The sequence below is a fragment of the Azospirillum sp. TSO35-2 genome (genome assembly GCF_003116095.1).
Classification (GTDB): domain Bacteria; phylum Pseudomonadota; class Alphaproteobacteria; order Azospirillales; family Azospirillaceae; genus Azospirillum.
On the sequence record NZ_LGRA01000013.1, the window covers coordinates 544686 to 558635 of the forward strand.

Annotated in this window: 9 protein-coding genes; 4 read left to right on the forward strand and 5 right to left on the reverse strand. The window is 69.7% G+C overall.

Annotated features, from left to right (window positions below; translation table 11 throughout):
• Positions 1 to 72 precede the first annotated feature (72 nt).
• The gene (locus TSO352_RS09815) at positions 73 to 375 is read right to left on the reverse strand and encodes a hypothetical protein (protein ID WP_109107145.1); all 303 of its coding nucleotides are present in this window, start codon (positions 373 to 375) and stop codon (positions 73 to 75) included.
• Between the two features lie 86 nt (positions 376 to 461).
• The gene (locus tag TSO352_RS09820) at positions 462 to 1967 is read right to left on the reverse strand and encodes a tagaturonate reductase (RefSeq protein ID WP_109107146.1); all 1506 of its coding nucleotides are present in this window, start codon (positions 1965 to 1967) and stop codon (positions 462 to 464) included.
• A 313-nt stretch (positions 1968 to 2280) separates the two neighbouring features.
• Between TSO352_RS09820 and TSO352_RS09825 the strand changes: the two genes are divergently transcribed.
• Entirely contained in the window at positions 2281 to 2913 is a 633-nt protein-coding gene (locus TSO352_RS09825; protein ID WP_247872004.1) for a TVP38/TMEM64 family protein, read from the forward strand.
• A gap of 21 nt (positions 2914 to 2934) precedes the next feature.
• Here the strand turns inward: TSO352_RS09825 and TSO352_RS09830 are convergent, their stop codons facing one another.
• Positions 2935 to 3810, reverse strand: coding sequence for a GNAT family N-acetyltransferase (locus TSO352_RS09830; RefSeq protein WP_199231548.1), 876 nt, complete (start codon positions 3808 to 3810; stop codon positions 2935 to 2937).
• A gap of 101 nt (positions 3811 to 3911) precedes the next feature.
• Positions 3912 to 7430: a pyruvate:ferredoxin (flavodoxin) oxidoreductase gene (nifJ, locus tag TSO352_RS09835; protein WP_109107387.1), complete on the reverse strand. Its 3519-nt coding sequence runs from the start codon at positions 7428 to 7430 to the stop codon at positions 3912 to 3914.
• Positions 7431 to 8346: 916 nt separating this feature from the next.
• Between nifJ and TSO352_RS09840 the strand changes: the two genes are divergently transcribed.
• Positions 8347 to 9630, forward strand: coding sequence for an MFS transporter (locus TSO352_RS09840; RefSeq protein ID WP_109107149.1), 1284 nt, complete (start codon positions 8347 to 8349; stop codon positions 9628 to 9630).
• Positions 9631 to 9873: 243 nt separating this feature from the next.
• On the opposite strand, the gene TSO352_RS09845 is transcribed toward TSO352_RS09840, so the two are convergent.
• On the reverse strand, positions 9874 to 11070 hold the full coding sequence (locus TSO352_RS09845) for an ROK family transcriptional regulator (protein WP_247872005.1): 1197 nt from the start codon (positions 11068 to 11070) through the stop codon (positions 9874 to 9876).
• 297 nt (positions 11071 to 11367) lie between these two features.
• On the opposite strand from TSO352_RS09845, the gene TSO352_RS09850 reads away from it, so the two are divergent.
• Both TSO352_RS09850 and TSO352_RS09855 read left to right on the forward strand, forming a co-directional pair.
• Positions 11368 to 12903 carry a sugar ABC transporter ATP-binding protein gene (locus TSO352_RS09850; protein ID WP_109107151.1) on the forward strand — a complete coding sequence of 512 codons (1536 nt, stop codon included), beginning with the start codon at positions 11368 to 11370 and terminating at the stop codon, positions 12901 to 12903.
• Positions 12875 to 13897, forward strand: a complete 1023-nt coding sequence (locus tag TSO352_RS09855) for an ABC transporter permease (RefSeq protein WP_109107152.1) — start codon at positions 12875 to 12877, stop codon at positions 13895 to 13897. Before TSO352_RS09850 ends, TSO352_RS09855 begins: the two co-directional genes overlap by 29 nt.
• Positions 13898 to 13950 lie beyond the last annotated feature (53 nt).

Here is a 13950-nt window from a genome sequence, read left to right on the forward strand (position 1 = left end):
CCTCCTCGCGCCCGGACAACAGGATCGATACCACCCCGGCCGGCAGAAGAAGCCATGCATCGACGCGGGGCGTCAATGCCGGGTTGGCAACTCCGCAAGCGTGAGGGCGGCGATGGACTGGATCGCGTCGTGGACCAGTTGATAGGCGGCCTCGATCCGGCCGATGGCCATTTCGCAATCCGCGTGATCGCCGGGGGCTCGCGCCTCCCGCGTGATGGCGCGGAACAGGGTGAGCGCCTCGCGCCCGATGATCTTGTGGCTTGCCCAGACGCCGCAATCCTCCTGCAGCGCCAGCGGGATGTGCAGGAAACGGTGGCGCAGCGCCGCCGCCTCCTGCTCCAGCGCGGTGATGCGCTGGGTCAGGATCGGGTCCATTCGTGCCATGCTCTTGCCGTGCGTGCCTGCCCCGGCGGGGCGCGTCCCATGACGGACACGCCCCGCTCCGCCCGGGGAACGGCGGGTCAGCCGGCGACCAGCCCCGCCATGGCCGCCTTCATCCCCTTCGCCTCGATGGCGGCGAGGCTGTCGGCGACCCGGACGGCGAGGCCGGGGATGGCGGTCAGGTCTTCCTTCCACAGGCGGACGTCGGACAGGACCGCCTTGACCAGCGCCTTGGTGTCGCCGGCGTTGGCGGCCCAGGCGGCGCTCATCGCCGCGATCACCTCGGCGTTGTCGCTGATCGGGTAGGCCCCGGCGTCGCGGGTGCCGGTGTAGGCGCCGCCGGCCGCCGTGCCGCGGTAGAAGCGCAGCAGCGCCGCCAGCGAGAAGGACAGGCCGGCCGGCGCCTCGCCGTTGCGGGCGACGGCGTCCTTCAGGCTGGGCAGGACGCGCACCTGCCACTTCGACACCGAGTTCAGCGTGATCGAGATCAGCTCGTGCCGGATGTAGGGGTTGCCGAAGCGCTCCATGATGGTGCGGGCGTAATCCTGGCGCTCCGCCTCGGGCAGCGGCACGTAGGGGACGATCTCCTCGAACATCACCCGGTTCAGGTAGGCGGCGACGGTGGCGTCGTCCATCATCGCCTTCACCGTGTCGAGCCCGGCGCAATAGGCGGCGAGCGCGCTGGCGGTGTGGGCGCCGTTCAGGATGCGCACCTTGCGGGTGCGGTAGGGCTGGAGGTCGTCGGTCCACACGACGTTCAGGCCGGCCTTGTGCAGCGGCAGTTCCTCGGCCAGTTCGGCCGGACCCTCGATCACCCAGACGTGGAACGGCTCGGCGGCGACGGCCAGCTTGTCCTCATAGCCCCACTTGGCCGACAGCGCCGCGGCTTCGTCCTTCGGATAACCGGGGACGATGCGGTCGACCAGCGTGTTCAGGAAGTGGTTGTGCCGCTCGACCCAGGCGGCGAAGCCGGCCTCCAGGCCCCAGCGCTTGGCGTGCGCCAGCACGATGCGCTTCAGGTTGGTACCGTTGGCCTCGATCAGCTCGCAGGGCAGGAAGACCAGCCCGCTGCCGGCCGTGCCGCCCAGCGCCTGATACCGCGCGTACAGCAGCGCCGCGACCTTGGCGGGGAAGCTGGTCTGGCAGGCGCCGGGGGTGTAAGGCTCCTCGCGGTCGGCGATGCCGGCCTCGGTCGTGTTGGACACGAAGAAGCGCAGCGCCGGCGACGTGGCATAGCCCAGCATCCGCTGCCAGTCGGCGTACGGGTTGAGCGCGTCGGTGACGCAGCTGACCACCCGGCGGGATTCGACCTCCCGGCCATTCTCGATGCCGCGCAGCAGGACGGTGTAGAGGTTGTCCTGGGCCTTCAGCAGGGCGGCGATGCCCTGGTCGAGCGGCTGGGCGATGGCGACGCCGGCCTTGGTCAGCCCCTGCCCGTTCGCCACGTCGACCATCCAGTCGACGAAGCCGCGCAGGAAATTGCCGTCGCCCACCTGAAGGATGGTCACGGGCAGGGTCGGCGCACCATCGGTGTGCGCGACGTCGAGCGCACCGCCGGCAAGCAGGTCACGGGTCAGGGAACGCATGACTGGGCATCCTTCAGGAACATTGGCCGGATAGCGGCCGGAACATGGGCCAGGAGCAAAAGGCGAGGGTCGGCCCGATGCGGGCGCGGCCGGTGGAGAAAATATACTAATATATTAATCGCTCTGGCAAGGGAAAAACACCTGAACCGTGGCGGAATGCGCGCCGGCATGGGGGCGATGCGCGGACATGCGCGACGGGGCGGTTGACCTTTGCGTGAAAGCGGCAGACATAATCGCAGCCATCACCACGCGGATAGACCATCGGGACGCCATGCAGCCGCTTTCCAGCCTGAAAACCGCAGGGCAGATCCTGTTGGCGCTCGTCCTTTTCGGCGTGGCGGCGGCCTGGGTGCTGCGCGGCGGGGCGGACCTCGCCGGGCTGCAGGAAACCCTGCGCCACCACCAGGCGGCGCCGTTGCTGTTCCTGCTGTTCCATGTGCTGGCCAGCCTGCTGTTCCTGCCGCGCTCGGCGATGGCGATGGTGGCGGGGTTGATCTTCGGCGTCTGGTGGGGCGGGCTGCTGGCCGCGGCCGGCAGCGTGCTGGGGGCCGTGGCCGGCTTCCTGATCGCCCGCTACATCAACAACGGCATGCTGTCGCTCGGCGAGATGGCGCGGTTCGGGCGCCTCGTCCGGCGGATCGAACAGGGCGGCTGGCGCGCGGTGGCGACGCTGCGGCTGGTGCCGGTGCTGCCGCACACGGCGGTCAACTACGCGCTGGGGCTGACCGGGGTGCGGCTTGCCCCCTACGCGGTGGGATCGCTGATCGGACAGTTGCCGATGACGGTCGCCTTCGTCCAGTTCGGCTCGGCGAGCGACCATCTGCTGGACGGCCGGCCCGACTGGATGCTGCCGACCATCATCGGCGCCGGCACCCTGATCCTCTCCAGCGCCCTGCCCAAGCTGCTGCCCCGCCTGCGCGACAGCGGTGAGGACGGAACGGTCTGACGGCCGAGAGCCGGGCGACCCTCACCCGAGTTCGAAGCTGGTGATGCCGAACAGGCGCGCGGTGTCGACCGCGGGCGCCTGGCCAAGATACATGCGGGCCGTCTCGAACTGCGGGACGAGGCCCAACTCCTCGGCCAGTCGCACCGCTGCGCCGTTGGTTTCCGGGACATCGAGCACCAGCGGTCCCTCGCCGGCGGCCTGACCGAGCGCCAGCACCAGATCGCGCGCGACCGCGCGGTCGGGGGCGTAGAGCGGGCCGATCTTGAATCCGCTCTGGCTCGGACGGATCACGCCGAACCCCCGCACGGCGCCGTCGCCGACGGCGGCCAGCGCGGTGGTGCCCGGCAGCGCCAGCCAATTGGCGAGAAAGCCCGGACGCGGCGCCGGAAACAGCGCGGCGTCGAGTGCCATCAGGCGGTCGAAGGGAACGTTGCGCGCATCCACGAGCGCGCTTTCCACCACCCCGGCCGGCGCCGGTCCGCCGAAGCGGATGTTGCGGTGGGCCAGCACGAAGCCGGACTTGCGGTAATTCTCCTGCTGGGCGACCACGCCGTCGAGGCCGACGGTGCAGCCCGCCAGATGGCGCAGCCCGGCCTGCCACAGCCGCCAGCCGAACCCCCGCCCGCGCATCTCCGGCCGCACGATGTAGAGGCCGAGGAAGCCGAAATTCCCCGGATAGCGGACGACCGACAGCGAGGCCACCGGCCGGTCGTCCAGCACCCCGACCAGGAAGCCCTGCGGGTCGACCGCGTGGAAGGCGCCCGCGTCGTGGATGCCGGGGTTCCACCCCTCCGCCCGCGCCCAACCCATCGCCATGTCCAGATCGGCGAGGCTCATCACCCGGACGTGATAGCCGTCCGTCCCCCGATCCGCCCCCTGCCCCGCTGCCCGCTCCATCCGCTGATCCCCCCGGTCGATCCATCGGCGACGCTCATCCCGCCGACGAGCCTACCGCCCCGCCCGGCCGGTGCACAATCCGGCTGGGCGGGGGGCCGGCGTCACTCCTTGAAGCCGGCCATATGCTCGAACAGGTGGCGCTTGCGGCGGATCTCCGCCTCCGCCTCGTCGAGCAGGGCATGGTAGCGCTCGGGGTTGCTGCGCTCGACCGCGCTGAAGCGGCTTTCCCCGGCCATGAAGGCGGCGAGACCGGCGGAGGGAACGCCGCTGTCCAGTTGCAGCGCCGCCGTCCCGGCCGCCAGACGGCGCGGATCGCGGCGGTACAGCGACCAGTGGCCGCTCTCCACCGCCATCTTCTGGTGCTCCAGCCCGTGCGACAGCTCGTAGCCATGGGCGACGCAGTGGCTGTAGGCCAGCACCAGCGACGGGCCGCGATAGCTTTCCGCCTCCAGCAGCGCGTTCAACGCGTGGGAGTCGCGGGCGCCGAAGGCGGTGCGGGCGACATAGACATGATCGTACGCCATCGCCATCAGGCCGAGGTCCTTCTTGGCCGCCGACCGGCCGGCGCTGGCGAACTTGGCCGAGGCGCCGATCGGCGTCGCCTTGGACTGCTGGCCCCCGGTGTTGGAATAGACCTCGGTGTCCATCACCAGGATGTTGATGTCGCGGCCCGACGCCAGGGCGTGGTCCAGCCCGCCATAGCCGATGTCGTAGGCCCAGCCGTCACCGCCGACGATCCACACCGTCTTGCGGATCAGGCAATCGGCCAACTGCTCCATCCGCCGCGCCGCCGGATCCTTGAGGCTGGCGAGCTGCCCGACCAGCGCCGCGACGCGGGTGCGCTGCGCGGCGATGGCGGCCGGATCGGCCTGTTCGTCGGACAGCAGCTCCGTCACCAGACCGGGTTCGAGCCGGCCGGACAGTTGCGCCAGCAGGTCACGCGCCTGCTCCGTCATCTGGTCGATGGCAACGCGCAGGCCGAGGCCGAATTCCGCGTTGTCCTCGAACAGCGAGTTGGCCCAGGCCGGGCCGTGACCGGCGGCGTTGGTGGTGTAGGGCGTGGTCGGCAGGTTGCCGCCGAAGATCGACGAGCAGCCGGTGGCGTTCGCCATCACCATGCGGTCGCCGAACAGCTGGGTCAGCATCTTGATGTAGGGCGTCTCGCCGCAGCCGGCGCAGGCGCCGGAGAACTCGAACAGCGGCTGCAGCAACTGCGTGTGCTTGACCGTGGCCGGCACCGCCTCGCGCGGGATCGCCGGCAGGCTGCGGAAGAACTCGAAGGCCTCCTGCTGGCCGGCCAGCGCCTGGATCGGGCGCATCTCCAGCGCCCGGCGGCCGGGGTCAGCCTTATCGTGGGCGGGACAGGCGGCGACGCACAGCGTGCAGCCGGTGCAATCGGCCGGCGACGCCTGGAGGCGGTAGCGGCCGCCGGGGAACTCCCGGCCCTTGTAGGGAATCGTCTCGAAGCCGTCCGGCGCGCCGGTCAGCGCCGATTCCGGCACCACGGTGGCGCGGATGGCGGCGTGCGGGCAGACCAGCACGCACTTGTTGCATTCGATGCAGAGGTCGGCGTTCCAGCCCGGCGCCTCGGCCGCGATGTTCCGCTTTTCGTACTGCGAGGTGCCGGTCGGCCAGGTGCCGTCGACCGGGAAGGCCGACACCGGCAACCGGTCGCCATGGCCGGCGATCATCATCGCGGTGACCCGGCGGACGAAGTCGGGCGCCGTCTCCGGCACCGGCGCCGGCCGGTCGTGGTCGGCGGTCACATGGTCGGGCCGCGGCACGGCGGCCAGATGGGCCAGCGCCTGATCGACGGCGGCGGCGTTGCGGCGGACCACCTCGTCGCCGCGCCGGGCGTAGGTCTTGGCAATCGCGGTCTTGATGTCGGCGATGGCCTCGTCCACCGGCATCACGCCGGACAGCGCGAAGAAGCAGGTCTGCATGATGGTGTTGACCCGCCGGCCAAGCCCGACCTCGCGCGCCACCGCGCCGGCGTCGATGGCGTGGAGCGCCAGCTTGCGCTCGATGCAGATCTTCTGCACCTCGGCCGGCAGGGCGTCCCACACCTGCTGCGGCGTGCCGGGGGCGTTCAGCAGCACGGTCGCGCCCGGCGCCGCCATCTCCACTACCTCCACCCGCTCCATCAGCGGGAAATGGTGGCAGGCGACGAACTGGGCCTGGCCGATCAGGTAGGGCGCGCGGATCGGCGCCTTGGAAAAGCGCAGGTGCGACACGGTGGTCGAGCCGGACTTGCGGCTGTCATAGACGAAGTAGGCCTGGGCGTGGCCGCCGGTCCGCGTCTGGATGATCTTGAGCGAGTTCTTGTTGGCGCCCACCGTGCCGTCGGCGCCGAGCCCGAAGAAGACCGCGCGCGACACGCCGGGCTCCTCCACCCCCCAGGCGGCGTCCCAGGGGATCGAGTGGTGGGTGACGTCGTCGGTGATGCCGACGGTGAAGCGCCGCTTCGGCCGCTCGCGCGCCAGCTCGTCGAACACCGCCTTGGCCATCGCCGGGGTGAACTCCTTCGACGACAGGCCGTAACGGCCGGCGATCACCATGGGATCAACCGCGGCGGCGTCTGCGGCACGCGCCTCCGCCAGCGCCGCCACCACGTCGAGGTACAGCGGATCGGCGACGGCGCCCGGTTCCTTGGTGCGGTCGAGCACGGCGATCCGCCGCACGCTGGCCGGCAGCGCCGCGACAAAATCGGCGATGGCGAAGGGCCGGAACAGCCGGACGATCAGGCAGCCGACCCGCTCGCCGGCGGCCACCAGCCGCTCCACGGTGCCGGCGCAGGTCTCCGCCCCCGACCCCATGGCGATCACCACCCGCTCGGCCTGCGGATGGCCGACATAGTCGAACAGGCGGTAGGCGCGGCCGGTGCGCGCCGCCAGCCGGTCCATCATGTCCTGCACCACGGCCGGGCAGGCGTCGTAATAGGGGTTGGCCGCCTCGCGCGCCTGGAAGAAGACGTCGGGGTTCTGCGCCGTGCCGCGGACGACCGGATGATCGGGGCTGAGCCCGCGCCGGCGGTGGGCGTCGACCGCGCCATCGTCGATCAGCGCGCGGACGTCGTCGTCCGCCAGCGTCTCCACTCGGTTGAACTCGTGCGAGGTGCGGAAGCCGTCGAAGAAGTGCAGGAACGGCACCCGCGCCCGCAGGGTGGCGGCGTGGGCCACCAGCGCCAGGTCATGCGCCTCCTGCACGTTGGCGGAGGCCAGCATGGCGAAGCCGGTCTGGCGGCAGGCCATGACGTCGGAATGGTCGCCGAAGATCGACAGCGCGTGCGTCGCCAGCGTGCGCGCCGCCACATGCATGCAGAAGGGCGTCAGCTCTCCGGCGATCTTGTACATGTTGGGGATCATCAGCAGCAGGCCCTGCGACGCCGTGAAGGTCGTCGCCAGCGCGCCCGCCTGCAACGCGCCATGCACCGCGCCGGCGGCGCCACCCTCCGACTGCATCTCCACCACCTGGGGCACGGCGCCCCACAGGTTGGGACGGCGGGCCGACGACCATTCGTCCGCAAACTCCCCCATCGGCGAGGACGGGGTGATCGGGTAGATCGCGATGACCTCGCTGGCGCGGTAGGCGATCGACGCGGCGGCCTCGTTGCCGTCCATGATGCGCGTCGCGGGGGTGCCGGCGGGCGTCGTGGCGGGCGTCGTGGCGGTCGGGCTGGAGCTGTTGGTCATGCCGGGACTGTCCTCGATTGTGGCGACATCATCCCCGACGATGTGGACCGGACGATCCGGTTCGGCCGGGAGCGGTCACAGGCGGGCAAACGTCATGCGAACCTCGGTCGTCCGCCGCGAGGCCCCGACCAGCCGCGCCGGTCGGGTGCGGACGGTCCGGTTGCGGCCGGATGCGCAAGAATCGCGCCGATGCGGCCCTGGCCGCAATGACACGTGTCAGTTCTCCAGCGTTTTTCGGTCGGCTTTCCCTGCGCGGAACCAGCGTCTGATATATTAGTGTTGCATGGCAAGGCCCCAATTTGTCGCACTGCAGCATGGCCGGCCGCCCCGCCCGTGCTTGGCGCCGCGGCAGGCCGGCGTGGTGCCTGGCTCGGCGGGTCGAGCGCGTCGGAGATAGCATGTTCCTGATTCAGATCATTTATCGGCAGTCCTCCTTGTGGCATCCCTCCGGCGTGGACGCGGCGGGCCACACGGTTCGGCGCCCCAGAACTCGACAGAAGAACACGCGTTCGACCGGAAGTTATGCTGCGTCGCAGCAGACAAGACATCGTCAAACACGGCGCCGTTTACGCTGCAGTTGCGAAGCGCCCTCCGTTGGAACCCGAGGACTGCGACATTTTCGCTGGGCTCAAGAGCAGGCACCGAAAACCACTTGATCCCCGCACTGATATATTAATATAACTCTCTTCAGCGAGACCCCCGCATCCCGATCCGGGACGGGACCCGAACCCCATCGCCCGGCACCGAACTCCCGCAGCGCTAGGACCTTGATCGAGGCTCCGCTGCCCAGGGCCTGTACGTGCGCAGTGACGCCTGCCGCCTTGTGCAGGCAAGTGAGGAAGACATGAAGACGCTCCGTGGTTTGCGCTGGCAAATCCTGGCCCTGATGATGCTTGGCACCGTGGTCAACTACATCGACCGCAACACGCTGGGCATCCTGGCGCCGCAGCTCAAGGAACAGCTGCACTTCACCACCGAACAGTATTCCTTCGTCGTCAGCGCCTTTCAGCTCTGCTACAGCCTGATGCAGCCGATCGCCGGCTACATCACCGACCTGATCGGCCTGAAGTTCGGCTACGCCATGTTCGCCTTCGTCTGGGGGGTGGCCGCCGCGCTGCACGCGCTGGCCGGCAGCTGGCAGTCGATGGCCTTCTTCCGCGGCCTGCTCGGCATCAGCGAGGCCGCCGCCATGCCGTCGGGCGTCAAGACCTCCACCCTGTGGTTCCCCGCCCGCGAACGCTCCATCGCCACCGGCTGGTTCAACACCGGCAGCTCGATCGGCGCCATGGTCGCCCCGCCCTTCGTCATCTGGCTGTCGCTCGCCTACAGCTGGCAGGTCGCCTTCATCATCACCGGCCTGCTCGGCGTCGGCATGTCGCTGCTGTGGGTCATGCTCTACCGCAACCCGGAAAACCATCCGCGCCTGACCAAGGAGGAGCACAGCTACATCCTGGAAGGCCGCGAGCATGTCGAGCTGCCCAAGCCCTCGGTCAAGCGCGTGCTCGGCAAGGGCAAGTTCTGGAGCATCGCCGCCGCCCGCTTCCTGACCGAGCCGGCGTGGCAGACCTTCAGCTTCTGGATCCCGCTGTACATGGTTTCGACCCGCGGCATGGACATCAAGCAGTTCGCGCTGTTCGCCTGGCTGCCCTTCCTGTTCGGTGACCTCGGCTGCATCCTCAGCGGCTACCTGTCGCCCTTCTTCGCCAAGCGGTTCAAGATGACGCTGGTCAACTCGCGCATCGCCGGCGTCGGCGTCGGTGCGGTGTGCATGATCGGCCCGGCGCTGATCGGCCTCGTCTCCAGCCCGATCACCGCGATCTTCCTGTTCTCGCTCGGCGCCTTCGCCCACCAGATGCTGTCCAGCCTGCTCTACGCCCTGGTGACCGACAGCTTCGAGAAGCAGGACGTCGCCACCGCCACCGGCTTCGGCGGCATGGCCGGCTACATGGGCGGCATGATCTTCTCCCTGATCATCGGCCAGCTCGCCAGCACCATCGGCTACGAGCCGCTGTTCGCCTGCCTCTCCGTCTTCGACCTCACCGCCTTCGCCATCATCGCCCTCGTCCTCGGCCAGCGTGGCAAGACCGCCGCCATCGCTCACGCCACCGCCGACGCCGCCGCCGATTGAACTCCGGCACCGTCGTCACTGCCTCCAACGCCCCCCAGGCATCCGCCTGGGGGGCGTTTCATTTTTGTGGCCGGCGGCGAATGCGCTGACGATTGCGCTTGCCAAGCCGCCAAAATATTAGTATATCAGTCTTGTGCCGCTGGATGCGCCGTGGTCTGATCACGGTACAACTTGTTGGACGTTCCTCTCGGACTTACAAGGGCCGCCGGTGCAATCCGACGGCCCTCTTCTTTTGTCCGCACCCTAGGCCCGACCGCCGGCCAGCATGGTTTCCTGCAACGCCAGCACGGCCGACCCGATCACGCCGGCGCTGTCGACCTGCGGCACATACTGGATGTCGAGGTGGCGCGTCGACAGCGCCAGGGAGCGCCGGTAGACGCTCTGCCGGATCGAGGCGAGCAGCAGCGGGCCGATGTTGGCGACGCCGCCGCCGATGAAGATGTGCGACGGGTTGAAGAAGTTGACCACCGCCGCCAGCATGCGGCCGACCTGTCCGCCCGCCTGCTGCACGATCGCGTTGGCCGCGGCGTCGCCGGCCCGGCTGGCGTTGCCGAGATCGACCGGGCTCAGGCTGCCGTTGCGGTCGAGCAAATCCTTCAGGCGCGGGCTGTCGCCGGCCAGCGCCGCCGCTTCGGCCATGCGGGCGATCGCCGGCCCGGCCGCCATCGCCTCGACGCAGCCGGCGTTGCCGCAATGGCAGAGCGGGCCTTGGGGGTCGACGCAGATGTGCCCGACGTCGCCGGCCGACCCGTCCGCCCCGCGATAGACGGTGCCGTGGCAGATGACGCCACAGCCGATGCCGGTGCCGATCTTGATCACCAGGAAATTCTGCAACCGGCCGCGCAGGCGCCAATGGGTGCCGAGCGCCATCACATTGACGTCGTTGTCGACGAACACCGGGGCGCGATACTCCTCGCCCAGGCAGTCGCGGATCGAGAAGCTCTCCCACCCCGGCAGCAGCGGCGGGTTGACCAGCATGCCGCTGTCGAAGGCGACCGGACCGGGCACGCCGACGCCGATCCCCAACACCCGCTCGGGCGCGACTCCACAACGCGCCAGCGCCGCCCTCAACAGGTCGCGCACCCGCCCGAACACCGGGACCGGTCCGGCGCGGACGTCGGCCGGTTCGGCGTGGTGGTCGAGCACCGTCATGTCCGGGGCGAGCAGCGCCACGTCCAGGCTGGTGGCGCCGATGTCGATCCCCACCAGCACACCCATGCCGTGGCTCAGCCGCAGCAGTTCGGGCCGCCGGCCGCCGGACGACGGCTGCGTGCCGCTGTCCTCGATCAGGCCGCGACCGATCAGGCTGGCGATGGCGAGGTTGGCCTTGCTCTTGGAGAAGTCGACCGACTGCGCCAGCTCGCCGCGCGACAGGCCGCCGGCCCAGAACAGCCGCTCCAGCAGGGTGCGTTCCCCGACCGACAGACGCTGCCAATCCACCACCGCCCCACCCTTTCCGCTCGGCGCCGCGCCGGCACCGGCCGGACGGCGGGCTGTCCGCCCCGCACCCCAGCTTACAGGCCGGCGCCGCCGACTTCAGCCAAATTATGTTCGAAGTCGGCCATTGTCTGTCCAAAGCTTCGTTTGTAGGATCGATGGAACAGATGGAGCGGCGGCGGGGCCCCCGGGCCCGGACGACACGCTCCGCGGTGGGAGAAACGTCATGGACGGTGCTCTTCGTCCGCCTTGCGTCCCCCTCGGATGCCGGGCGCCGTGGCCGCTGCCGGGTGCGGCGCCATGAACCCTCAGAACGCCGACCTTCGGAACGCAAACCCGCGGAGCGGCCTGCACGTCGCCTTCGACGGCATCACCAAGGATTTCGGTGCCGTGCGCGTGCTGCACGGCGTCGGCTTCGACCTGCACCCCGGCCGGGTCCATGGGCTGCTGGGCGAGAACGGCGCCGGCAAGTCGACGCTGATGAAGATCCTCGCCGGCTATCACGCCCCGACCGCCGGCACGATCCGCATCGACGGCCAGCCCACCCGCTTCGCCGGATCGCGCGACGCCGAGGAGCGCGGCATCGTCCTGATCCACCAGGAGCTCAACCTCGCTGACGACCTGACCGTCGCCCAGAACATGTTCCTCGGGCACGAGCTGCGGCGCGGTTGGCTGCTCGACGACCGGGCGATGCGGGTCCAGGCGGCGCAGGCGCTGCGCCAGGTCGGCTTCGACGGCGATCCCGACACCAAGGTCCGCGACCTGATCGTCGCCGAGAAGCAACTGGTGGAGATCGCCAAGGCCCAGCTGCGCCACGCCCGCCTGCTGATCATGGACGAGCCCACCGCCAGCCTGACCCCGTCGGAGTGCGAGCGCCTGTTCGGCCTAATCGCCCGGCTGCGCGACGACGGCGTCACCATCGTCTACATCTCGCACAAGCTGGACGAGGTCGAGCGCATCACCGACGAGGTGATCGTCATGCGCGACGGCCGCTTCGTCGCGCGGGCGCCCACCGCCGAAACCTCGCGCCGGCGCATGGCGACGCTGATGGTCGGCCGCGAGCTGACCGACATGTTCCCGGAAAAACGCACCGTCCCACCATCCGCCACCCCGCTGATGGCGGTGCGCGACGTCACCGTGCCCGGCTGGGCGGAGGGGGTGAGCTTCGACCTGCACCCCGGCGAGATCCTGGGCTTCGCCGGTCTGGTCGGCGCCGGCCGCACCGAGCTGTTCGAGGGCATCCTGGGCCTGCGCCCACGCAGCGCCGGCCGCATCGAGCTGAACGGCAAGGCGGTGCGGCTGCGCACCCCCCGCGAGGCGATGCGACACGGCCTGACCTATCTCAGCGAGGACCGCAAGGGCAAGGGGCTGCACACGTCCATGCGGCTGCGCGACAACCTGACCCTGATGACGCTGCGCCACCACGCCCACCCGCTGCTGTCGCACGCCTCGGAGGACGCGGCGCTGGCCCGCGCCGTCACCGCCTTCGGCATCCGCGGCGATCCCGGCGGCACCGCCGCGTCGCTGTCCGGCGGCAACCAGCAGAAGCTGGCGATCGCCAAGTTCCTGGAGCCCGACCCGCGGGTGTTCGTTCTGGACGAGCCGACGCGCGGCGTCGATGTCGGCGCCAAGCGGGACATCTATTTCCTGATCGAACGGCTGGCCGCCGAGAGGCGCGGCGTGATCGTGATTTCGTCGGAACTGATCGAACTGATCGGACTCTGCCATCGGGTGATCGTGATGCGGGGGCGCCGGGTGACCGCGACCCTGCCGGCCGACCGGCTCAGCGAAGAGGAGTTGATTGCCCATGCCATCGGCACCCACACCCGCCACTGAGGTCCGGACCGACGCGGCGGCCGCCCCGCGCAAGGCGTCGCGGCGCTTCGACCCGCACCGCTTCGGGCCGCTGCTGGGCCTCGCGCTGCTGCTGGTGGTGGGCACGGCGCTGAACCCGGATTTCGCGACCTGGGACAACCTGATGAACGTGCTGACCCGCACCGCCTTCATCGGGATCATCTCGATCGGCATGTGCTTCGTCATCATCTCCGGCGGCATCGACCTGTCGGTCGGCTCGATGGCGGCGCTGATCGCCGGCGGCATGATCCTGGTGATGAACGCGCTGGCCGGGTCGATCGCCTCGCCGGTCGCGGTGGTGGCCATCGGCATGGTCTTCGCCGTGACGCTCGGCGGCGGCTTCGGGCTGATGCACGGCTACCTGATCACCCGCGGGCGGATCGAGCCCTTCATCGTGACGCTCGGCACGCTGGGCATCTTCCGCGCGGTGCTGACCTGGCTGGCCGACGGCGGCGCCATCACGCTGGACAACAGCCTGTCCGACGCCTACGGCCCGGTCTATTACGCCAGCCTGCTCGGCATTCCGATCCCGGTGTGGGTCTTCATCCTGGCGGCAGTGGCGGGCGCCGTGCTGCTGAACCGCACGCCGTTCGGCCGCTATGTCCAGGCCATCGGCTCCAACGAGCAGGTGGCGCGCTTCGCGGCGGTCGATGTCGACGGCGTGAAGCTGCTGACCTACGGGCTGCTCGGCGTCTGCGTCGGCATCGCCACGCTGCTGTACGTCCCGCGGCTGGGTTCCGCCTCTCCCACCACCGGCCTGCTGTGGGAGCTGGAGGCCATCGCCGCGGTGATCGTCGGCGGCACCTCCTTCAAGGGCGGCGAGGGCCGGATCGCCGGCACGATCATCGGCGCGGTGCTGCTGTCGGTCATCAGCAACATCCTCAACCTCACCAGCATCATCAGCGTCTACCTGAACGCGGCGGTGCAGGGCTGCGTCATCATCGCCGTCGCCTTCCTGCAGCGGCGCCGGCCCTGAACGACATTTCCTGAACGAGCTTCATCCATAAGAACATCAAGGAGGAGAATCGT